At 53.2% G+C, this 22,042-nt stretch carries 22 protein-coding genes; 13 read left to right on the top strand and 9 right to left on the bottom strand.

What is annotated here, in order from left to right:
* The first annotated feature begins 40 nt into the window (after nt 1–40).
* The 6 genes from NSQ24_RS07360 (at nt 41) to NSQ24_RS07385 (ending at nt 5,719) form a co-directional block, all read left to right on the top strand.
* Nucleotides 41–988: a sugar ABC transporter permease gene (locus NSQ24_RS07360; RefSeq protein WP_003388032.1), complete on the top strand. Its 948-nt coding sequence runs from the start codon at nt 41–43 to the stop codon at nt 986–988.
* Nucleotides 989–1,083: 95 nt separating this feature from the next.
* Entirely contained in the window at nt 1,084–1,908 is an 825-nt protein-coding gene (locus NSQ24_RS07365) for a carbohydrate ABC transporter permease (RefSeq protein ID WP_003388031.1), read from the top strand.
* The gene (locus NSQ24_RS07370; protein ID WP_251246943.1) at nt 1,895–2,881 is read left to right on the top strand and encodes a BadF/BadG/BcrA/BcrD ATPase family protein; all 987 of its coding nucleotides are present in this window, start codon (nt 1,895–1,897) and stop codon (nt 2,879–2,881) included. The genes NSQ24_RS07365 and NSQ24_RS07370 overlap by 14 nt, the downstream gene beginning before the upstream one ends.
* A complete protein-coding gene (gene murQ / locus NSQ24_RS07375) occupies nt 2,874–3,776 on the top strand; it encodes an N-acetylmuramic acid 6-phosphate etherase (protein WP_003388029.1) in 903 nt (300 codons plus the stop codon). The genes NSQ24_RS07370 and murQ overlap by 8 nt, the downstream gene beginning before the upstream one ends.
* Nucleotides 3,777–4,108: 332 nt before the next feature.
* The gene (locus tag NSQ24_RS07380) at nt 4,109–4,441 is read left to right on the top strand and encodes a DUF3870 domain-containing protein (protein WP_003388027.1); all 333 of its coding nucleotides are present in this window, start codon (nt 4,109–4,111) and stop codon (nt 4,439–4,441) included.
* 63 nt (nt 4,442–4,504) lie between these two features.
* On the top strand, nt 4,505–5,719 hold the full coding sequence (locus NSQ24_RS07385) for a GGDEF domain-containing protein (RefSeq protein ID WP_003388026.1): 1,215 nt from the start codon (nt 4,505–4,507) through the stop codon (nt 5,717–5,719).
* Between the two features lies 1 nt (nt 5,720).
* On the opposite strand, the gene nhaC is transcribed toward NSQ24_RS07385, so the two are convergent.
* Nucleotides 5,721–7,067 carry a Na+/H+ antiporter NhaC gene (gene nhaC, locus NSQ24_RS07390; RefSeq protein WP_339167541.1) on the bottom strand — a complete coding sequence of 449 codons (1,347 nt, stop codon included), beginning with the start codon at nt 7,065–7,067 and terminating at the stop codon, nt 5,721–5,723.
* Between the two features lie 323 nt (nt 7,068–7,390).
* Between nhaC and NSQ24_RS07395 the strand changes: the two genes are divergently transcribed.
* Nucleotides 7,391–7,807 carry a VOC family protein gene (locus NSQ24_RS07395; RefSeq protein WP_122958639.1) on the top strand — a complete coding sequence of 139 codons (417 nt, stop codon included), beginning with the start codon at nt 7,391–7,393 and terminating at the stop codon, nt 7,805–7,807.
* A 198-nt stretch (nt 7,808–8,005) separates the two neighbouring features.
* Here NSQ24_RS07395 and NSQ24_RS07400 read toward each other — a convergent pair whose 3' ends face one another.
* Nucleotides 8,006–8,956, bottom strand: coding sequence for a cation diffusion facilitator family transporter (locus NSQ24_RS07400; protein ID WP_024983166.1), 951 nt, complete (start codon nt 8,954–8,956; stop codon nt 8,006–8,008).
* Between the two features lie 289 nt (nt 8,957–9,245).
* On the opposite strand from NSQ24_RS07400, the gene NSQ24_RS07405 reads away from it, so the two are divergent.
* The 4 genes from NSQ24_RS07405 to NSQ24_RS07420 all read left to right on the top strand — a co-directional run bounded on the left by NSQ24_RS07405 (nt 9,246) and on the right by NSQ24_RS07420 (nt 11,712).
* The gene (locus NSQ24_RS07405) at nt 9,246–10,169 is read left to right on the top strand and encodes an FAD-dependent oxidoreductase (RefSeq protein WP_003388022.1); all 924 of its coding nucleotides are present in this window, start codon (nt 9,246–9,248) and stop codon (nt 10,167–10,169) included.
* Between the two features lie 25 nt (nt 10,170–10,194).
* The gene (locus NSQ24_RS07410; protein ID WP_003388021.1) at nt 10,195–10,440 is read left to right on the top strand and encodes a glutaredoxin family protein; all 246 of its coding nucleotides are present in this window, start codon (nt 10,195–10,197) and stop codon (nt 10,438–10,440) included.
* A gap of 42 nt (nt 10,441–10,482) precedes the next feature.
* Nucleotides 10,483–11,031 (top strand): peroxiredoxin, encoded by a 549-nt coding sequence (locus NSQ24_RS07415; RefSeq protein WP_024983167.1) that lies wholly within the window; start codon nt 10,483–10,485, stop codon nt 11,029–11,031.
* 132 nt (nt 11,032–11,163) lie between these two features.
* Nucleotides 11,164–11,712 carry a hypothetical protein gene (locus NSQ24_RS07420; protein ID WP_024983168.1) on the top strand — a complete coding sequence of 183 codons (549 nt, stop codon included), beginning with the start codon at nt 11,164–11,166 and terminating at the stop codon, nt 11,710–11,712.
* A 72-nt stretch (nt 11,713–11,784) separates the two neighbouring features.
* Here NSQ24_RS07420 and NSQ24_RS07425 read toward each other — a convergent pair whose 3' ends face one another.
* From NSQ24_RS07425 to NSQ24_RS07450, 6 genes are all read right to left on the bottom strand, one after another.
* Nucleotides 11,785–12,513, bottom strand: coding sequence for a hypothetical protein (locus NSQ24_RS07425; RefSeq protein WP_327955863.1), 729 nt, complete (start codon nt 12,511–12,513; stop codon nt 11,785–11,787).
* Nucleotides 12,514–12,683: 170 nt separating this feature from the next.
* Entirely contained in the window at nt 12,684–13,154 is a 471-nt protein-coding gene (locus NSQ24_RS07430) for a GNAT family N-acetyltransferase (protein WP_003388016.1), read from the bottom strand.
* Nucleotides 13,155–13,160: 6 nt separating this feature from the next.
* Nucleotides 13,161–14,474, bottom strand: coding sequence for a YheC/YheD family protein (locus NSQ24_RS07435; RefSeq protein WP_003388015.1), 1,314 nt, complete (start codon nt 14,472–14,474; stop codon nt 13,161–13,163).
* Nucleotides 14,475–14,512: 38 nt separating this feature from the next.
* Nucleotides 14,513–15,886, bottom strand: coding sequence for a YheC/YheD family protein (locus NSQ24_RS07440; RefSeq protein WP_003388014.1), 1,374 nt, complete (start codon nt 15,884–15,886; stop codon nt 14,513–14,515).
* A 15-nt stretch (nt 15,887–15,901) separates the two neighbouring features.
* Complete coding sequence (locus NSQ24_RS07445) at nt 15,902–16,981, bottom strand: YheC/YheD family protein (RefSeq protein WP_039071185.1); 1,080 nt, start codon at nt 16,979–16,981, stop codon at nt 15,902–15,904.
* A gap of 4 nt (nt 16,982–16,985) precedes the next feature.
* Nucleotides 16,986–18,401, bottom strand: coding sequence for a YheC/YheD family protein (locus NSQ24_RS07450; RefSeq protein WP_122958642.1), 1,416 nt, complete (start codon nt 18,399–18,401; stop codon nt 16,986–16,988).
* Nucleotides 18,402–18,494: 93 nt separating this feature from the next.
* Here NSQ24_RS07450 and NSQ24_RS07455 point away from each other — a divergent pair, with 93 nt between their 5' ends.
* Both NSQ24_RS07455 and NSQ24_RS07460 read left to right on the top strand, forming a co-directional pair.
* Nucleotides 18,495–19,652, top strand: coding sequence for a DUF445 family protein (locus tag NSQ24_RS07455; RefSeq protein ID WP_003388011.1), 1,158 nt, complete (start codon nt 18,495–18,497; stop codon nt 19,650–19,652).
* Nucleotides 19,653–19,859: 207 nt separating this feature from the next.
* The gene (locus NSQ24_RS07460) at nt 19,860–21,170 is read left to right on the top strand and encodes a DRTGG domain-containing protein (protein ID WP_003388010.1); all 1,311 of its coding nucleotides are present in this window, start codon (nt 19,860–19,862) and stop codon (nt 21,168–21,170) included.
* A gap of 443 nt (nt 21,171–21,613) precedes the next feature.
* Here the strand turns inward: NSQ24_RS07460 and NSQ24_RS07465 are convergent, their stop codons facing one another.
* Nucleotides 21,614–21,925 carry a YtpI family protein gene (locus NSQ24_RS07465; RefSeq protein ID WP_031932232.1) on the bottom strand — a complete coding sequence of 104 codons (312 nt, stop codon included), beginning with the start codon at nt 21,923–21,925 and terminating at the stop codon, nt 21,614–21,616.
* Between the last annotated feature and the right edge of the window lie 117 nt (nt 21,926–22,042).

A 22,042-nucleotide genomic window follows, 5' to 3' on the forward strand; every position in this document is an offset into this window, starting at 1 on the left:
CACTCAGCCCTTTGCCGCCGACATACAAGGGGTGGTCGTCATGGGCGTACCCGAGCGGGAGCAGGTACAGCCAAAAAGGAAATCGAAGGCGCGCTGGTTGCTGCATCTGTTCCCTCTCCCTGCTTTCATTTTGTATACACTGTTCGTTGTCTATCCGATCCTTTCTGCCTTTACCTACAGCATGTACGAGTGGAAAGGGATAGCCCGGGGAGCGTTTGTCGGCCTGCAAAATTTCCTGACGCTGTTTCAGGTGGAGCCGTTTAACAAACTGTTCTGGAATGCCTTTGGACACAACGTCATCTATTTTCTCGTCGAGATGGTCGTCCAGAACGGAATTGCGTTTATCCTCGCCTTTCTGATTTATCGCAAAATTCGCGGAGCGGGCTTTCTCAAGATTGCGTACTTCATGCCGCGGCTGCTTTCCGTCATTGTGGTTGGGTTTTTGTGGAAATTGATCCTGAATCCGAACTACGGGGCGCTCAATACGTTCCTGGCAAAGCTGGGGCTGGAGGAGTGGGCCAAGCCATGGCTGGGGGACCCGGATACAGCACTGCTTGCGATTATATTGGTCAATTGCTGGTTCGGGATCGGCTTTGCCGTTCTGATCTTCCTCGCGGGCCTGCAATCCATCCCGGAGGAGCTGATCGAGGCGGCGAGGCTGGATGGAGCCAAGGGGATCACTATGCTGGGACGCATCATTTTGCCGCTGATGATGCCGTCGATCACGATCATGACCATTTTCACGTTTATTCAGGCGTTTGAAGCTTTTGAGCTGGTATATGCGATGCAGGGCTCGATGGGAGAGCCGTTCCACTCTACCGATACGCTCGCGGTCTACTTTTATCGGCTCGCCTTCAGCGGTTCGGGAGGAGCAGGGGATGTTTCCATCGGACTCGGCTCTGCACTTGCCGTCGTGCTGTTTTTCATCGTAGCCTCCGTATCGGCTTTCTCGCTCAGGGTGATGCGTAAGCGTGAAATCCAGCACTGATCCAGACAACCAGGAAGCAGGCCTTCGACTACAAAAAAGCGGCGTGATTCAAAGCGGCATGTAGCAGATATGCCGCCCAAAAGGAGGAGAGCGGCATGAGAGCTGGCATCGGCAGACGTTCCCTGCAGTATCTTTTTGCCTACCTTTTCGTACTGGTAGCCCTCTATCCCATCGTCCTCATGGTCAGCTCGTCTGTTAAAACAAATGCGGAGATTTTCACAAGTCCGCTGGCATTGCCGAAGACGTTCAGTCTGGACACGTACCGGAAGCTGTGGGAGGTCGTGCCCTTTGCCGATTTTCTAATGAACAGCGTCGTGGTCAGTGTCACATCCGTGCTTCTGATCACGGTCACGTCCGCCATGGCAGCTTTTTATCTGGCGCGTTTTTCGTACAGATGGACGGGATTGCTCTACTTCTTCTTTCTGCTCGGGCTGATGATTCCGATCAAGCTCGGGATCGTCCCGCTCTTTTTGCTGATGAAAAAGCTGGGGCTGCTCAATTCGCTCTGGTCGCTGATTTTGATCTATACGGCCAGCGGCATCCCGATCTCCGTGTTTATCTTGACAGGCTTTTTTCGGACGCTGCCTGTGGAGCTGGAGGAAGCGGCGAGGATCGACGGCTGCAATCACTTTCAGGTATTTTGGCGAGTCCTGCTGCCGCTCATCCGCCCCGCTTTGGGGACGGTCGTAATCATTAACTTTATTCATGCCTGGAACGACTTCTTTTTTCCGCTGATCTTTATTCAGGATGAAGCGCTGAAAACGATTCCGGTGGGGATGATGGTGCTGTTCGGCGAGTACGAGACGGACTGGAGTCTGCTGTTCGCAGGCTTGACCCTCTCTGCCTTGCCGATGATCGCGGTATTTTTGATGGCATCCAGGCAATTTATGGAAGGGTTGACGGCTGGTGCAGTTAAATAAGGCGCGACGTTTATTTATCGGAATGGATGGAGGTGGCAGCAAAACCAAGGCTGCGATCTGTGATGAAACGGGAGAGATTGTCGGCTTTGCCGTCGGAGAAGGTGCGAACCCGCTTTCCCGGCCCTGGCCGCAGGTCGAAAACACCTTGCGTCAGCTCATAGACGAACTGATCGTACAGGCTGGCGGTACGGCGGATGACGTGGAGGGGATCTTCCTCGGCATAGCGGGTGCTGACCGGCCAGAGGTAAAAGGCTGGATTGAGAGCGCATTCGGACCGTCGTGGGGAGGACGTCTCCACATCGACAATGACGCTGCAGGTGCCCTCTATTCCGGTACGTGGGGCGGGCCGGGTATCGTGTTGATTGCCGGTACCGGTTCGATCGCCTACGCGCTGACATCTGCGGGAGAGCGCCATCGGGTCGGCGGTTGGGGGTATCTTTTGGGGGATGAAGGCAGCGGCTATGATCTGGGCAGACAGGCGGTCATTGCTGTTTTGCGGGCACTCGACGGCCGCGGGGCTCCGACGCTTTTGAGCGAGCTTTTGAATCGCCACTTTGGAATCGACCGGCCCGATCAATTGATCGCCCGCTTGTACGGCTCGCCAAACCCCCGCAAGGACCTGGCTGAAGCGAGCGTCCTGGCTGAGAAGGCGGCTGCATGCGGCGACGAAGCAGCGATTCGTTGCATCAACCAGGCTGCCCGCTCGCTTTTGGAGCTGGTCGAGACATGCCGGACGCGGACTTCCAGCAGCATGCCTGTCGTTCTGGCAGGCGGGCTGCTGGAGTCAGATACGATGCTGAGAAGACGACTTTTGGAAATGGCCCGCTTTGATGTAATCATTCCGCAGGCAACTCCCGTATCGGGATGCCTGGCTGCAGCTTTGCTGCGGGCCGGGCTGCCAATCGATGAGCAGATGAAAAAAAGACTTGCAGGGAAGCAAACAGAAGGAGCAGAGGAGGACGCCCATGGGTGAAAACTTGCATGAATTGACTACGGAAATGCGAAATGCAGCTAGTGAAGCGTTGGACCAGATGACCAGCCTGGAGATTGTGACACTGATGAACGAAGAGGACAAAAAAGTAGCGCATGCCGTCGAGCAGGTTTTGCCCCAGGTGGCCAGGGCAGTCGATTTGATTTCGCGTGCGCTGGAGGACGGAGGGCGACTCTTCTATTTTGGCGCCGGTACGAGCGGACGGTTGGGAGTCCTCGATGCTTCCGAATGCCCGCCGACGTTCGGCACAGATCCGCAGCTTGTCCGGGGCGTGATCGCCGGAGGGGTTGATGCGCTGGTGGAGGCGATCGAGGGAGCGGAGGATTCGGCAGAACTCGGAAAAGAAGACGTGATGCGCAGCGGTGTCCGCGCGGGTGATGTAGTGGTGGGCATAGCCGCCAGCGGAAGGACACCTTATGTCATCGGAGCACTGGAGGCAGCCAAAGCGAGACAGGCTGTGACGATCTCGCTGTCCTGCAATCCTACCCCCGACATCAGCCAGGGAGTCGACGTCTCGATCAACATCGTGGTCGGACCCGAGGTGGTGACCGGCTCAACGCGGTTAAAGGCAGGCACGGCCACAAAAATGGTGCTGAATATGCTGACGACAGCCAGCATGGTTCACCTCGGCAAGGTTTACGGCAATCTGATGGTAAATGTCCAGGCGACCAACCAGAAGCTCAGGGAGCGGGCCAAGCACATCGTCATGGAGGTGACGGGGGCCAGCTACGAGGAGGCGGAGCGGCATATCACGCTCGCAGGCGGAGACGCCCGGGTAGCGATCGTGATGAAGCAGACCGGACTTTCGGCAGAAGAAGCACGGGAGCGATTGAACCAGGCTGGCGGAAAGCTGCGGTTGGCCATGGAAAAAAGGTAGAGAGATAATTATGAGTGAAATACAGGCTATGCGTTTGAGGCATCGATATCGGTGCCTCTTTTTTTCGTTCACTGTAAACGAAGCTGAACTGCCAGCGCATGTGCAAGTTGCGACTTGGGAGAAGATTTCGCAACGCAAACTGCATTAGGGATGGTAAGAACAGAGGGAATAGGGTAATATTGGTTGTACTTAGTAGAAGAAAAGGCGATAGGCTATTTCCAACAACCGGGGTAGCCGTTTTCTCGTCCCACGGGGGAAGGAACACGACAAATAGATGCATCGAACAGGCGGGAACACTCCTGGACACGGAAGTAAAAGGGAGGCAGAGGCAGATGACCGACTGGTCTCAAGCAAAAACTGTACTTACGGCTGGGTTTGCTCAAATTCCAAAAGGAACGACTCTGTATGAAGTATCTTCAGTAGTTGGCTGCGTGCTCATCATCGATGTAGAGAAGGAAGTCATTTGTGACGCCAGCTTTACCTTTGTGATGGATAAGACCAGCGATTTTTTAGCCGGCCTGCTTCGCGGCAGGTCGGTTGCAGGCGGGATGACGGAGATCACCCAGGTCGTTCAGGAGCGTTTTCTGGCGCCGGGACAAGGGGCTGTATTGCAGGCGATAAGGGCTGCGGTCGAACGCTTTCTGGAGACAAAAAGGCAGTCCTGATTCCGAATTCCTAGATTGCAATGAAAATTGATTGGATTGCCCGAGTGTACGAGGGGGTAGTGCATGGTAGAGAATACGTGGTCAAGGGAAGAGTCCGTAAAGCGATTGCTCGATCGGTACAACCAATGGCTAAACCATATCGAGTCTGTTGACCGGGAAGAAATATTCGCAATCTCTCGGGAACTGGGAGGGATATTGGGTGTTTCCGAACTGGAGCAGCACGAGCAGATTCTGGACAAAATAGTCAAACTAAATGAAAAAGTGGCACATTTGTCCTGGCTATCCGAGCATTTGAAAATACTGCATGACCTCAGCCACACGTTTTCCAGAACCTACGATGAGGAAGAGATACTCACGAAGGCCTTTGAGCTGGTTTCCCGTGTAATGAGGACGGATGCCTTTTTTATCGCGCTTTACGAAGAAGGCGACAGTGAAATTCAAATCCCGATCAGTATCGATTCAGGAGTCAATTACGGTCCGATCACGCTTCCTTACGGGGAAGGGATTATTTCCAAAGTGATTGCGACTCGTGAAACCGTACATCTCCGTACCTCCCGGGATGAAACAGTGGGCGCCTCTGCCGTTCGTTGGGGCAATCCCGAAAGCGACACAAATACGTGCATTTTTGTCCCCTTGATGCTGGGGAATCAGATGAAAGGCGTCATTTCCGCGCAATCGTATCGGGAGTTTGCCTACAAAAAAGAGCACGAGGAACTGCTGAAAATCATCGGCTCTCAAGTAGCCAGCGCGGTCGAGACAGCGAGGCTGTACGATCGGATGTACCAGATGTCCTTTCGGGATGATTTGACCGGAATCCTGAATTATCGGGCTTTTCACCGCGATCTGGAGAAGCTTCTGGAAGAGGGGCAGTCATCCGTAGCACTGATCATGCTGGATTCGGACCATTTGAAAGCAGTGAACGACCAATACGGTCATCACGTAGGAGACGAGTTGATCCGCTGTATCGCCGAGGCGCTGAAAGTGAACGCGGGAGCAGGGGAGAGCGTCTACCGATACGCCGGCGACGAATTCATGCTTCTCTCTCCCGATGCAACCCTGCGCGAAATGATGGACAAGGTGCTCGCCATCCGTGAATACCTGTACAAACACCCGCTGGTTTATCAAGGGCGGCTCATCCCGGCAACAGTGAGTGCCGGGATCGCGCTTTATCCCGATCATGCCGACAGCGCGGACGGATTGAAACGGGCCGCGGATGAGGCGCTGTACCGCTCCAAGAAAAGAGGAAAAAACTGTGCGACCGTTTACGGAGCGGGATAACTTATCTCCTGATCCAGGCAAACAAAAAGGTAAAGAGCGGCGACAGCCAGAGGAACAGGGCGTACGGCAAATAATCCAGTGTTGCCACATGCAGGGTGGAAGTGAAAAATGCACCGCTTACGCCCCACGGGATCAGGGGATTGATCAGCGTACCGCAATCCTCCAGCGTGCGGGAGAGCCTTACGCGAGAAATGCCTCTGGATTCGAAGGAATCACGAAACATCTGCCCCGGCAGCAGGATGGAAAGGTATTGCTCGCCAGTCAACCCGTTCACGAGTATGGAGGACGAGCCTGCCATGGTAATGATGCCGCCCTCGTGCCTGATTCGCTTGAGCAAGGAACCAAAGAGGGCATGAAAGACTCCGCTTCGCTGCAACAGACCGCCTAGCGAAAGGGCGATCAGAATCAACGACAGCGACCACGTCATCGACATCAGCCCGCCGCGGTTCACGATCGAGCCGACGATTTCATTTGAAAACTCGCCGTGGAATCCGTTCTGCATCACGGAAAGCCACGCAAGCGGCGAGTGTTTTCCCTGGAATATGGCTGCGGTAACAATTCCGCTGGCGATACCCGCGATCAGCGTGGGCAGGATCGGTTTGCGCCAGAGGGAGCACCCGATCACGACCACAGCGGGCAGCAGTGTAAAGACCGACAGCGAGAAGTGCTTCTCCAGCTCCGCCTGGATAAGCGCGATGTTGGACAGATTGACGGCGTCAGGCTGGCTCTGAAAGGCAAAAAAGACAGCCGTCAAGACAATCGCAGGTACCGTCGTTCGGGTCATGAAACGGACGTGCGACATCAGGGGAACACCGGCTACAGCCGCAGAAAAATTCGTCGTGTCGGACAATGGAGACATTTTGTCCCCGAAACAGGCCCCTGAAATGACGGCACCAGCCGTAACAAGCGGGTCCATCCCCAGTGCAGTGGCTACCCCCATCAACGCTACCCCGACCGTACTGACAGTCGTAAAGGAGCTTCCTGTGGCTGTTGAGACGAGAATGGTCAAAAACAGAGCGCTGATCGTAAAATACTCCGGCGAAATCAAAGAAATCCCGTAATACAAAATGGTCGGCACCGTCCCGCTCAACATCCAAACACCGATCAGGATGCCGATGAGAGACAGGATGAGCAGGGGGGCGACAGCTGACTGAACGCCTTTGATAATGCCCTCCTCCATCTCCTCCCACGTCACTCCGAAAAGGCGGATAAAAACCGCGGATGCTACGAGAGCGGTCAATAATGGCATATGAGGCTCTGCTTTTCCGAAAAACAGGGCGGGAAACAATATGGCAAAGACAACAAGCAAAACAGAGAGGCTCTGCCCAAAGGTGATCGATTTGTTCATGGCAATAACGACTCCTACTCGTCTGCACCGCCGCTTTTGTGCGGCTATGCTTTTGTGCTTTTTCGCTTTTTCGCGTTCAAGCGATAGGGGTACTTTAGCTTGAATGGTTGAATACGTCAATGCGTTCGGCAGTTTTCGCAATCGCAAAATAATTATGTAAACAGTATATTCGTCTAATTGGCAGAAAGTCTCGAATAAAGGAAACGAATTTGTCTGCAGATTGCAAACATAGCAATTCATAAGAAATGAAGCCAAAAGGCACATGCTAGAATAGGCCTATCTTGCCAAACCAACCGCAAAAAATAACGTAGAGGTGATTGATCGTGGGACTTCAAGCGAAAATGACGTTTGTGAATCTTCCAGTAAAGGATCTGAACAAATCCATCGACTTTTTTTCGAAAATCGGATTCGAATTCAATCCCCAGTACACAGATGAGAATGCTACCTGCATGATTATCAATGACAACACCTTTGTCATGCTGCTGGTCGAGAGCTTCTTCCAGACATTTACCAAAAAAGAGCTGTCCGATGCAACAAAAACGACGGAAGTGATTATGGCGTTATCGGCCCAGAGCAGGGAGCAGGTCAATGAGATTGTGAACAAAGCGCTGGAAGCAGGCGGAAAAGCTTCAAATGACCGCTTTGACCACGGCTTTATGTACGGCTGGAGCTTTCAGGATATGGACGGCCATCTGTGGGAAGTCATGTATATGGATCAAAGCGGCGGCGAAGCCGTTTAAGAAGCGAATAAGCTAAAAAAGCAAAAAAGCAAAGAAGCGAAGAAGCACGAGCACGCTATCGCCGGCAGCTTGGCGGGCCATTTCCACACGCAAATATGAACAGGTGCCGACTCGCACAAAAAGCCGCTTTCCCGGAATCCCGGAAAAGCGGCTTTTATTATTGACAATGGCTGCCAGCCAGGACGAAAGGCAATCGGATCAGGAAGAAAACTGCTCCTCCCGCTGCTGCAGAAACATCTTCCCGTACTCTCCGTGATCGTGGAATTGCGCATGCTCCACCTGGATCGTGGAGTGATTGATGCCGTACTTGTTCTTCAAAGTCTCATTCACTGCCAGGATAACGCAGAACGGCTGAATATCTTCGCGGACAAACACGTGGGCGGTAATCGAATAATGGTCAGTCGAAATTGCCCAAAGATGCATTTCGTGCACGTCCTCGACACCCTCCACCGCCGCTATGTCCTGGCGGATTTCTTCGAGGTCAAACTTTTCCGGAACGGATTCCATAATAATCAGGTACGATGCCCGGATGATCTTGGCTCCGCCGGTAAAGATGATCGCGCCGATCACCATACTGATCAACGGGTCAAAAATGGTGAAGCCGGTAAAGTAAATGATGACGGCAGACAGGATAACCCCGACCGAGCTGAGCAAATCCCCGATGAAGTGCCACAGGGCGCTCTGGATGTTCAAATTTTCCTCTTCTTTCGAACTGCGGCTCAAGACGACGGTCAGGATGATGTTGACGACCAAGCCGATGGAGGCGATCGTCAGCATCAGCTTGAGATCCACGTCCTGCGGAGTGATCATCCGTTTGATCCCCTCGATGAAGATTCCGACCGCGATGACGGCGAGCGCCGCTCCGTTGAGAAAGGATGCGATGATTTCAAAACGCAGGTATCCAAAGGTATAGCGGCTATTCGGTTTCCGCGAGGCCATGTAGATGGCTGTCATACTCAGTCCCAGCGCCAGGACGTCCGAGATCATATGTGCGGAGTCCGACAGGAGCGCGAGCGAGTTGGAAAGCAGTCCGCCAACGATTTCGACGATGGTGAAGAACAGGGTAATGAACAGCGTAATCCACAGTGTCTTTTTGGATGTCTGCTGGTCTTTGACGTGATCGAGATGGTGATAATCCATGTTTTTCATCGGCATGTCTTCCTTTCATATATGAAGTGAGAAACAGTTTCATCCCCTGTAAAGCGCGAAAGCTGCCATCTAGTGGCAGCGTTCGTTACCTGGATTTTCATTTTGGGTGATTTTTGAACAGTTTCCTCCTTTAAAAAGTAATGCATCTTTTGGAAAGAAGCAAGAGCAATTTGCCCTTTATTTAAAATAATTACAAAAAGATATTGACTTTTATATTGTATTGGGTAAAATGATAACTGTTACTAGTTAATAATAATTATAAAATATGGATCGTGAGGTGAATGCGTGCATGTACGATGTAATCATCATCGGCGGTGGACCAGCAGGAGCATCTGCAGCGATTTATACGGCGCGCGGCAACTTAAAGACACTGGTGATCGACAAAGCACCCAATACGGGGGCCTTGGCGCTGACACATAAAATCGCCAACTACCCAGGGGCGGAAGGCGAGATGACGGGAAAAGAGCTGCTGGACATTATGCGCAGGCAGGCGGAGAGCTTTGGTGCGACATTCCTGCAAACAACGATTACCGCTGTGGATGTGGAGGATGAGGTCAAAAGCATCTACACCGCAGACGGCACATTCGAGGCTAAGGCCGTGATTGTGGCAACCGGCTCGAAAGGGCGCAACCGCATGCTCCCTGGCGAAGAAAAGCTGCTGGGCCGAGGCATCAGTACCTGCGCTACGTGCGACGGAGCTTTTTACCAAGGAAAAAGTGTTGCGGTGATCGGGGATTCCGAGGAAGCGCTGGAAGAGGCGCATGCACTGACCAAGTTTGCAGACAAGATTGTCTTCATCGTTCCCCGGGCTGAGCTCCAAGGGGTAGACGAAGTACCCGAGCTGCCCAAAACGGAATTTTTGTTCCGCACTCGTCCCGTGGAAATTGTCGGAGAGCAGTCTGTCGAAGGTGTTCAAATACGCCACGCAGATGGCAGGGAAGAGCTCGTCTCGGTGGACGGAGTGTTTATTTTCCTCTCGGGAAGCAAGCCCGGAACGGATTTCCTCGAAGATCAGGTACCGCTTGATGATGAAGGCTTCATGATCCTGGATGAATTTATGCAGTCCTCTGTGCCGGGAGTATTCGGCGCGGGCGAAGTTCGCAAAACGCCTGTCAAGCAAGCAGTGGTGGCAGCCGCTGACGGAGCGATCGCGGCAATGGCTGTCGACAGGTATATCAACAAACGGAGCAAGATCGTTCCCCAATACAAATAAAACCCTCGGCAAGGAGAGAGTGAACATGGCACAAGCAATCGTATATTCCAGCACAAACTGCGGTTTTTGCAAGCAGCTGAAAACGTATCTGGAAGAACAAAACATTTCCTATGATGAACGCAATATTGACGAGAATGAAGCCTACCGCGAAGAGCTGGCCCGTCTCGGAATGATGTCTGTTCCGTTGACACTGATCGGCGAAAAGCAGATTCTCGGCTTCAACCCGAATCGGATCAAGAAAGCGCTGGCTGCGCTTGAAGCAGCCGAATAATCAGGAACAGACATCTGTAAAAATGAGAGGAGCTGGACATCAATGAGCGATCGCGTACAACTGCAAGTAGGAAAAAAAGCACCTGATTTTAATATGGTGACCACAAAAAATCTGGAGACGCTGGAGGAGCGCGCGACTCTGGCGGATTACAAAGGGAAGTGGCTGATCCTGTTCTTCTGGCCGTTTGACTTTACCTTTGTATGCCCGACAGAAGTGACTTCCTTCAGCGACAGCATCGCGGAATTTGAGGATCTGGATTGCGAAGTACTGGGTGTATCTGTAGACAGCGTGCACACTCACCGCGCATGGATTCGCACCCCTCGCGACCAACAAGGCATCGGAGAGGTCAACTTTCCGCTTGCCAGCGACATCACCAAAAAGACTGCGGAAGCTTACGGCGTTCTGGATGAAGAGACCGGTGCCGCTCACCGCGGACTGTTTATCATCGATCCGGAAGGCATTCTCCGCTATCAGGTTGTTACCGACATGAACGTCGGCCGCAGCGTTGACGAAACGCTCCGCATCCTGCAGGCGCTGCAGGCTGGTGGCCTTTGCCCGGCAAACTGGAAGCCAGGCATGAAAACCCTGTAAGCAGTACCCATAGTAGCAAACCCCTGCCCGCTGACCGCCATCAGCGGGCTTTTGCTCTTTTTAGCTGGTAGGGTACAATGAGAGAAAGAAAAGCCGTCAGCGAGAATTACGAAGAGAAGAGGCGAGCTGCTTATGCGAGATGTACAAAACCGGTACCAGGGGTTGCCGCCGCGCACACCGGAGATGCTCTACAACATCGTCCGCAAATTTTACCGGGGAGCTGTGAACCACTACGATCTGATCCAGGAGAAGAAAGCGGATGTGAAGCGGGCGCTGGCAGAGTGGACAGGCGCAAAGGAGGATGAACGGCAACAGCGGCAGCAGGCGGTTAACGGGGCGTTGACGACGCTGTTTTTGGAGTTTCACTTCTATGTAACGTGCTGGCTGCAGATCGAAATGGCGCTCTACCGTCTGGCGAAAAACGATGAACGACACGCCCGGATCATGGAGCAGTTTCGGGGCGTGCTGGAAACCCATGTCAACGTCCGCCATTACCTTGAGCAGCCGGAAAAATGCGTAGATGCCCAATGGGAAGGCGATCCCAAAAATCGGCGACTGCCGGGAGCAGAACGGGATTTGTACCAGTTTGGAGAGATCCTTTTTACAGTGGACAATCAAAGCCTGGAGAGCTTGCATGCCCTGTACGAAGCGATTGCGGCAGTACGTGCCGAAAGCGAGTAGACGTAAAGCGCAAAAACAAGACCGTCGGACTTCGCATCCAGACGGTCTTGCTCGCTATAAGCGTAGTTTCATTTAGAAGCCAGCGAAATTATAGCCGGCATAGGGGGCTTGCTGGCCTGCATTGAGAGCGCGTACTTCTTGCACGTTCGTGCCTGCGAAGCCTGGCTGGAACACAGCTTGTACACTGCCGCCAAACGGCGCTGCAAACGATTGCTGCGGCTGCGCCTGGAAGCCAAAGCCTGCACCGAACGACGAGTAGCCTGGCTGATTCAGTTGGCGTACTTCCTGAACGTTCGTACCAGCGAAGCCGGGAGAGAAGATGCTGCCGACATTGCCTGCTGCGGGTCCGGCAAAGCCTGTATAGGCATTGTTGAAGCCTCCGCCGAAGGAGGTGTTATTCCGGGCCTGCACTTCTTGTACATTCGTACCGGCAAAACCAGGAGAGAAGATCGATTGTGCCGATCCGGCGAATTGCTGCTGATAGCCAGCCTGGGCTTGCGGATAGCCAAATGCGGCTTGCTGATAGCCTGCGCCAGGACCAAAGGAAGCGAATCCGACTTGGTTCTGTTGACGTACCTCTTGGGCGTTCGTGCCGGCGAAGCCAGGTTGGAAAACAGCTTGTACCCCGCCAAAACCGCCTTGCACAGGAGCTCCGTATGTAGATGCTGCCGGAATTTGTCCACCGTTATTCAAGTAGCGGACCTCTTGTGCATTCGTACCGGCAAATCCGGGTTGAAAAACGGCGTTGGCAGAGCTGGAAAAAGGAGCTTGTTGGATCGGCAAGTAATTTTGAAAGGTCATTTTGACCACCTCCATTAACTATATTTTCCAATGTTTAGTAGCTGATTCATCCCCCCCTGTTAAAAGAGAATTCGGATTTGTGCTGTTTGTGAAAATATCTGCATAACAAAAAAACTCTCCCAAGGTACCGGTCAAAACGGTCAGCTTGGGAGAGTAAGGGCAGAAGGGCACTACCCCGCAGACACCTGCAAATCCTCGGGAGTCCATTGGCCGTATGCGAGCCATAGAGTAGGCTTGCCGGTAGGGCCGATACATGCTTTTGCCGGCGCAAATCCGAGACTGCGGAATAAAGCAAGGCTCGGTTCGTTGTCGATCGCGATCCTGACATAAAGCTTGGGCAGCAGCCTGCACATCCGGGAAGCCATCGCCTTGCCGATTCCGTGCCCTCGTCTCCGCCTGTCGACGACAAGGAACGAGTGGGCGAGCCCGCACTTGGAGACGGCGAACAAGCCGACCAGACGCTTTCCTTCGACAGCTGCAAGCAAGACGGCTTCCTGTCTTTTCAGTTTTTCCGGAGTCAGCTCTGCCAGCCAGTCGCGCGCCTCTGCCGTAATCCGGCGTTCACCCTCCAGCCTGACAAAGCGGAGCAGGGTAGCTTTGATTGATGTCAAGGCAATGGGGGACACCTTGATGATTTTCATTGTGTGCTACCCCGAAGCAAGCTCCCGATTGTTCTGGAGCCGGGAGACGTATTGCGAGTAGTGGATCAGATTGGAGAGCGAGGTCCGTCGGATCGTTGGTTCGTCAAATTTTTCCGGCTTTGCATTTGCTTCGAACAACCAAAGCTGCCCTTCCTTTGTCAGCCCCATATCCATCGACATTTCTGCAAGTCCCTCAATCGCATGATTCAAAGCGGAGGCAATGGTCAAGGCCGTCTCCTTTATTTTGCCTTCAATCTTGCCGGCATCCTCCTTGAAGATCGCTCGCAGGACGGTTCCCAGAGAGTGGATCGAGCCGCCGCGCGGGACGTGGGTCGTTATGCTCTGGATACCTGCCCGGCGAATGCCGATGCCAGTCACTCCCCATTCCCCTTTGCCGTTTTTTTGGACCAGAACGCGGACGTCAAATGGCTTTCTCAAGTAATGCGCCCGATGGATTCCCTGCTGCATGATGTAATGCTTGCCGCGTGTGTGCCCTTTTACATGCTTCCAAACACCTTCGAGAGTAGAAAACTGGCGTGTAACGGCTTTTTGCTCCTTGAGCCGCTGTACGAGCCAGTGGTCTCGTTTGTGCTCCACCCGCATGATTCCCTCTCCTGCTTTCCCCAGTACCGGCTTTAGATATACGAACCGATGCTGGTTGCAAAACAGACGGAAGCGTTGGAGAGAATCAAACTTCTTTGTCTCCGGAAGAAAAGGGGTTACTTCGGTATAATTGCTCAGCGTTTGAAACAGTTTTTGCTTATCGAAAAAGCAGCGGTTGAACAACGTCACATTTTGCAAGCTGTCGATCTGGTTCAATGTCGCCTGCACATCCGAGCGTTTTTCCGCTTTGCGTGAAGGAATGCGGTTATACACCACATGGGGAAAGGGAAGGTCTGCCTCCAGCCAGTGATCTTGTTGTTCGTCGTAGAGGAAGCCGCGGACGCTTTTTTTGTCCCAGTTGATGCTTTGCGGAGTGAAGACATACACGAGAGCACCGAGCTTTTTGCCGGAGAGAGCAATGTCTTTAAAGTTTTGTCGATTGCCAAAAAAATGTTGACCGTTTCCCACTGTCAAAATCCCGATCAACGGGCCCAGCTTCAGGGTGTCATTCACTGTTCTCCAGTTGATGCGGGTGCGAATGCGGCCTGGCTGCCGTTTGGGAAGGCCGAGGTACACGCGTTTGGGCGTATCAAACGCTCCCAGTCTGGAGTACAGCTGTTTGCGTCCGCGCAGGATATGAAGATTTTGACGCGGTAACTGCAAAAACCAACGGCCGCCGGGGAAGATGGTCAACCACCCGGAGCGCAGTTGAGGCATGGGTGTTCCTCCTTCCTGTACGGTGGTTTGGTCGTCTGTCAAAAGTTGGCGAGGTAGCAGCTGTAGTCGACCAGCAGGTTTCTCGACTCAATGTCCGCTTGTTTGAGCCGGGCATGCTTAAAGATGGAGCGTCCAGGCTTGGAGTTGGCCTCGAACATCCAAACATGTCCGTGCGTATCAATGCCCATATCCAGACCCAGCTCGCCGAGGTCCATCCCTTTTGCCTGTTCGATGGCAGTCGCCAACCGGATCGCTGCTTGCGAGACGCGTTCTTTCATCAGGCCTTTCTGCTTGCCGAACAAGTAGTTCAGCAACTCGTCTCCGGGGATTACCGTGCCGCCTGTACGGACATGCGTCGTCACACTGCCTGAACCGGCCACCTTTGCGGCCATGCAGGATACGACCCACTCATTTTGCAGATTTTTGTGGAGATGGACCCGGAAGTCAAAGGGACGGCCGTGGAATGTCAGCAGCGATATTCCCTGTTGGGCCAGGTAGGCGCTGGCTCGGCGCGTACGGAAGACATGCTGGTACAGTGCGGACAGGGTTGTGAAGCGCCGTTTCACATTTCCTCCCCCGTTGTGATAGGACACGTCATATCCTTTGCCGGGAGAGTGAACGATCTTGACGATGCCATAGCCCAAGCTGCCGTTTTTCGGCTTGAGATAGACGATCGGGTACTTGCGCAGCAGCGAGCGGACAGTGGCTAAAGACGGGGAAGGGTACGTTTCGGGTATAAATTCGTTTACTTCCGGGTTGGGATAGAGGAGCTGGTGGACTCCCCATTTGTTGAAAAATCCTTGATTGAACATCGGCGTTGAATAATTGGCCAGCTTCAGCTTGAATTCCTGAACTGCTTCATGGCGCTCGGCTGACCGAGACGGTATCCGGTCGTAAACCACATCTGGAAGAGCAGTATTCATCTTTTTCCAGATGTATCCGCCTTGCTTGCTCGGCCGCAAAAACCAGGCATTCACGCGATTGGTCTCCCAGTCGACTTCATTTGGCGCAAAGATGAAGTAGAAGACGCCTTTTCCTTCCTGGGCCTGGAGCAGTTTTTGGAAAAATGATGTGCGCTGGCCAATCGGTTGGCGGGCGTTTTGTTTGAGGCCAGTGGTGACGATGCCGATTGCGGGACCAATCCGCAGGGTTTCTCCTTCCTTCTTCAACTGAATCAGACCACCGTGCGGGATGCCCAAATTTGTTTTCAGCATGCTGGTTACTTTGACGACATTGCCTTCTTGATTACGACGGTCTTGAAAAATGGTAGCCACCACTTCCCGTTTCCCCAGAGAAATCCTGATTTTTTGCCGTGGACGAAGCTGCAGCTTCGTAACAAGTGCAGACGGCAGGATAATGCCGGATACATGGGGATAAGACAGGAAGCGGAGCCGCACTCTGATCGATTCCATGCTTATATTTACCTCCTACGCATGTTTCATAAGATAACGGGCGTAGCGGACCGGTTGAGTAATGGAATGAAGCCTTGCCTTGGGATCATCAATCATTCGGAAAACCGTACGCCCCGGCCTGCTGTTCACCTCGATGATCCAGATATTCCCTGACGTATCGATGCCGACGTCAATCCCAAGCTCGACAAGTCGGCCGTGTTCAAGCTCCAAAAAGGGAGGCAGTTCTGCTACTAACTGATCGAGCTGCATCTCAATTTTGCTTCTGGTCTTCTCGGAAAAGTGCTTGGCGAGAAAGATCGGCAGCGGGGCCGCCTTTCCTCCGCCGTGTAAATTGGACGTGATGCTTTGCTTGTTTCCCAGCCGTACGGCTTTTCCGGTCGTTTCCCATTCGCCGTTTCCATTTTTCTGTACCAGCACGCGGACATCAAACGGCGTGCCGTCTGGTGTATGCAGGGAGAGATAGGGCTGTACGAGAAACGTCCGTCCGCCGATAAATCCGGCCAAATAGGTGTTTAACCCATTCTGGGTGCGAATCGTTTTGGAGAAAGGCTGATTTTCCAGATTGCGGCCAGTGAGATGGTAGCTGTCTCCGGTCTGATCGATCCGCACCACACCGATTCCATGTGTGCCGGCAATCGGCTTGATGATGGCAGAGCCGTGCCGCTTGAGTGTCTGCTGGAGCTTGGGGAAGGAAAAGAGGCTCGTAGGCGGAAGCCATTTTGCAAGCAGAGGCGATTTTATCAGCATCTGATGCACCTGCCATTTTCCCGACAGCCCATGCCCCAAAAACGTGATGGATGGATCGTTTTGCAACTTCTCTACGAATGGTTTATAGTGGCGGTAGGAAGGACCAACAAAGCAGCGGTCATAGATATAGGCGGGCAACGGAAAGGTTCCGCTCCGCCAGCTGCCGTCGCGATATTCAAACCCTGTCACCGTGCGTGTGGAAAAATCCACCTGGCGCGGAGAAAAGACGAACACGCGGATACCGGCTTTGCGACCGATCAAGGTCAATTTTTTGTAATACCCTTTTTCGACAAAGGAAGAGCCGCGGCAAATCGTAATGATGCCCAGGCTTTTTTGGTTTGCCAACATAAGGTCACCCTCGTCTTGATTTCTTGCGTGCTTCTGATTTGCTTTTCCCTGACCGCGGGAAGCCGCTCAGGTAGGAGGAGTAGTCAAGCATCCGCAATACGGATGGTCGCACCCGTCTGGACGTTCCGTCTTCTCCGCCTTGCATCGGGAGGGAGTTTGTCGTCTTGGAAGGCTTGCTGTTCACTTCGAGCAGCCAGACGTGTCCGCGGACATCTACTCCCAGATCGATCCCAAGCTCCGCGTAATGGCCACTGAGCGATTGTTCCAGCAGCTGTGACAGCTTGAGTGCAACGCTGCGCAACGTTTGGACGGTCGGGCGCGCACTTGTCATCCAGGGACCGCATATCCGAAGAGCATAGGCGGGTGCAGCCATGGAGCCGCCGCGGGATACGTTGGATACGACCCGGTTCTGTCCCAGCCTGGCGACCATCGAAGTGATTCCCCAAGCACCCTGCCGGTCCTTTTGCACCAGCACTCGAAAATCGGTTGGACGCTGCTGGATGCCGATGAGGGAAAGCCCTTGCTGAAGCAAATATTTCTTGCCTTTGGTTTGCTGATACAGATGACGGTGCAGGTCGCTGATGCTTCCAAACTGTCTGGAGCCGCCGCCGGAGCGGCTTAGCTGATAGCCGCCACCTGTACGGCGAATGCGTACAATTCCCCGCCCCATGCTTCCGTTTACCGGTTTGGCATATACCGTCTTGTGGGACTGGAGCATGCTTTCCAAGTCTTGTTTGCTTTGATAGAGGATGGTGCGGGGCAGATGCTCGGAAGCACCCGGCTCGTTTTCCAGAGCGGTATGCACGTGCCACTTATTCAGAAACTGTTCATTAAAAAACGGGATATTTGCTTCCTTGCACCGCTGCATCCAGTCGCTCATCGCTTCGCTGCGCTCTCGCCGGCGAGATACCACGCGGTTGTAGATGCACTGCGGAAGCGGCAGAATCACTTGCCTCCATTGCCCATTTTGCCGTACCATACCCCTTACAATCCCGGTATTCCAATTGACGTCTTGCATCCGGAAGATGCAAACGATTCCCCCGCGTTTGCGGCAACTGTCGGCCACCTCATTGAAGAACGGGGTGAGTCCGCCAAAAGGGGATAAAGAGTACTGGGGATTGTACGCGGATACGAGTATGCCCAGATAGGGTCCAAAAACAAGACGCTGCTGGCTCGCTTGATAACGTACCAGCAGGGGAACTCCCTTGGGCAGATGAAGCATCTGGGCAAGAGACGGACGGATCAGGGAATTTCGGGCTTGCTGCAGGCCGCTCACTTTGGCCCGGGCAGTTTTGCTGCCAAATTGAACGGTGACCGAAGACGGTGTGAGATTCCATTTGCGCATGTGCGCCTGGGGCAGGTACAGGTCGGTGTCTGTTTTGGGTTCGTACGATTGCAAAATGACTGGAACATACGACATGGCAATCCCCTTCCCATCAGGCATGAAGTTGGTCTATTTTATGAGCAGGCACTTACTTTGGTTCCATGCGGAAAAGAGAGGTTGTTAATGTAGATGAACGTTTGGATGCTGGCAATAAACGTAATCGTGGGCTCCGCCATCGGCGGCATTACGAATGAACTGGCTATTCGCATGCTGTTTCGCCCCCATCGCCCATGGCGAATCGGCAGGTGGCAAGTGCCTTTTACGCCTGGGCTGATCCCGCGCAGACGGGATGAGATCGCGGTTCAGATGGGACGATTGGTCCAAGAGCATCTGTTGACCAAGGAGGGTGTGAAAAGGGCTCTCGCCCAAGCAGAAATGGAGCAAAATCTGAGCTTGTGGCTGGAGAAAGCGGCCCGGGGATGGATGGAGGACAGCCGCACCCTACACCAGTGGACACAGACTTTGTATCCGCAAGCAATCGATGAAAATGGGCGTATCAGCGAGCATATTCGCCTGCCGGTAAAACAGGCCTGGGAGAAGTGGCTTCAATCCCGGCTTGCCGAATATCGGGAAAAACCGCTGCGCCAGATGATTCCCGAAGCGGGGATGGCCAAGCTGGAAACGGCTTTGGAGGAAGTGAGCCGCCTCTTTCTGGAAAAGTCACGCGCCTATCTGCATTCCCCGGAGGGCCTGCAAACGCTGCAGCAGATGATTCGCGGACTCGTCGGCGGTGGCGGGGGGATGTTCGGCGGTCTGGTCAATATGTTCCTCGGAGATGAAAAGATCATCGGAAAGCTTCTGCCTGCGCTGGACGAGCTTTTGACCAATCCGGCCCTGGCCCGGAAAATATATGAGGTCCTGCGCGTAGAAGCCGACAAGCTGCTGGACAAGACAGTCGGAGATGTGGAGAATTGGATCGGGAGCGAGCAAATCCAGTCATGGTCGGATGCAGCCTTCTACAAATTGGAGGAGCAAGTGCTCCGCTGGGCAGACAAGCCTCTGTCTGAGTTGTTGGCCCCGCTCCGCGGGACAGTCACTACAGTGCTGATCCCCAAGGTATCCGGCTGGCTGGTAGAGACGCTTGAGAAAAACGTGGAAAAGCTGTTTGACAGGCTTCCGATCCGCGAGATCGTAACACGGCAGGTGGAAGGTTTCCCGATCGAGAGGATTGAAGAGATGGTTGTCGGCATTTCGGGACGGGAATTTCGCATGATTACGGTACTCGGATTCATCCTCGGAGGCATGATCGGGCTTGTGCAGGGCCTGTTATCCCTTTTGTTTGGGTAGTTTTGTCACATTGAAACGAAACTGTAAACGGCTTGTAATCATCCTGTAATATTCCAGGGGTAAGATAAAGACACGATGAAAACCCCCTTAATGATATACTTTCTGCCGGAGTAGCCGAAAAGCTACCCTTTTTTTTTGTCCGCTCATCGGGTATATTGTTCCAAGGAGATTGCGTGTATGGAGAAAGGGGAGGGGGGCACGAAACAGATGGCAACCAAACATGAACAAATCCTTCAATATATAGACAAGTTACCGATCGGGTCAAAAATTTCGGTGCGCCAAATCGCCAAAGATCTGGATGTCAGCGAGGGAACGGCTTACCGTGCCATCAAGGAAGCGGAGACACAAGGATATGTAAGCACGATTGAGCGTGTCGGGACGGTCCGGATCGAGAAAAAGCAAAAGGAAAACATTGAGCGGCTGACGTTTGCCGAAGTCGTCAACATCGTCGATGGCCACGTACTCGGGGGCCGGGAAGGACTGCACAAGACGCTGAACAAATTCGTCATCGGCGCCATGCAGCTGGAAGCGATGATGCGCTATATCGATGCGGGCAGCCTTCTTTTGGTCGGCAACCGCTATCAAGCACATAAAATCGCGCTGCAGCAAGGGGCTGCTGTCTTGATTACCGGCGGCTTCGATACAAGTGAAGAGGTAAAGCAGCTGGCGGACCGCCTGGCGCTGCCGATCATCTCGTCGAGCTACGACACATTTACAGTCGCCGCCATGATTAACCGGGCCATTTACGACAGGCTGATCAAAAAAGAGATCGTAATGGTCGAAGATATTTTGAAGCCGTTGGCAGAGACGCCGGTATTGCTGCCTACCGATCCGGTAGCCAAGTGGCATCAGTATACGGAGCTGTACCACGATACGCGTTTTCCGGTCGTGGACGAGCAGATGCGCTTGATCGGAATCGTGACGTCCAAGGACATCATCGGCCACGATCAAACGGCCTCTATCGACAAGGTGATGACGAAAAATCCGATTACCACTTCGCCGCGAGTCTCTGTTGCGTCTTCCGCCCATACGATGGTGTGGGAAGGAATCGAGCTGTTGCCGGTGGTGGACAATTACCGCAAGCTGGTCGGGGTGCTGAGCCGCAACGACGTGTTGAAAGCGCTCCAGTACACGGCCAAGCAGCCGCAGATGAGCGAGACCTTCCCCAATTTGATCATGTCCCATTTCCGCGAAGAGCGGCAGGGTGAGGATATCGTCTATACGGGAGAGGTTACGCCTCAAATGACCAACCATCTGGGGACAATCGCCAGCGGCATCATGACGACCGTGATCGCTGAGGTCGGCTGCAACCTGCTGCGCATCCACCGAAAAGGGGATATGGTGCCGGAAAACATCACCGTCTACTTCTTGAAGCCGGTTCAGATGGAGAGCCGGATTCACGTCCGTCCGCGTCTGCTCGACATCAGCCGGCGCTTCGGGAAAGTCGAAGTGTCCGTCTATCAAGGAGAGCAAATGGTAGGGCAGGCGATGGTGACTGCACAGATTATTGACCGGTAGGATCGAACCGAATAGATGAAACAAAAAGGAAGGGAGCCTACATGCTCGCCTTCCTTTTTTCTCGCAAATATTTATCTGGTGCTGCTGAGGAGGAAGTTGATGATGCCAACGAACACCAGAAAGCCGAAGAAACCGATCAGTCCATACCCCAGGTAGAGCAGTAAATGATTCGGTGATTGCTTGCGCATACAGTCCAAGCCCCCCTGCATAACAGTTTCGTTTTGCTATGTATTACGAACGAGAGTGGAAATCGTTTCCAAGAAAATAAAAAGGACAACCGTCGGCACAGCTCTCCGGTTGTCTGAAGCATAGAATGTCACACACGCCCATTATAGCGCAAGAAAAAAACGTTTAGCCAGAAAAAACGGATGGGAATAAAGGAAAAGCTTCCCGTTTTAAAAGGATAAGGCGCGCAAGCCCCAAAGCTTACAGCTCCACCATGGTCAGGAGCTTTTCTTCACTTCCGCCTGCCAGGCAGCCCGATAGCGGAGATAGTTGCGTGTGCCCAGGACCAGGTTGATCACTCCGACGAACAGGAGCAGCAAAGCGACAAAGATCCGAATCTGGTCCAGCTCATCAAAGGAAAATTGGTTCAACCCGAACAAGGTGACCAATACCCCGAGCGATATATTCATTTTGCCGAGCGTCATTCTGGAGACGAGCGGGTGAATGCCTCGCTGACGGGCTGTCACGCTGTAATAGACGCTGGCCACCAACGATGCGATCACGCCCGTCATATAGGTAGCAAACCACATAAATGGATTCATCCTCTCCTGGAATCTAGGATAATCCTACTAAAGTTTGCAAAACAGGTCAAATCGGGTATGGGAATGTTTGTTCTGGTTATACTTTGTGGTATAATTTTCTTGTAC

Source organism: Brevibacillus sp. FSL L8-0520 (assembly GCF_037963895.1).
In the GTDB taxonomy this organism is placed as follows: Bacteria; Bacillota; Bacilli; order Brevibacillales; family Brevibacillaceae; genus Brevibacillus; species Brevibacillus borstelensis.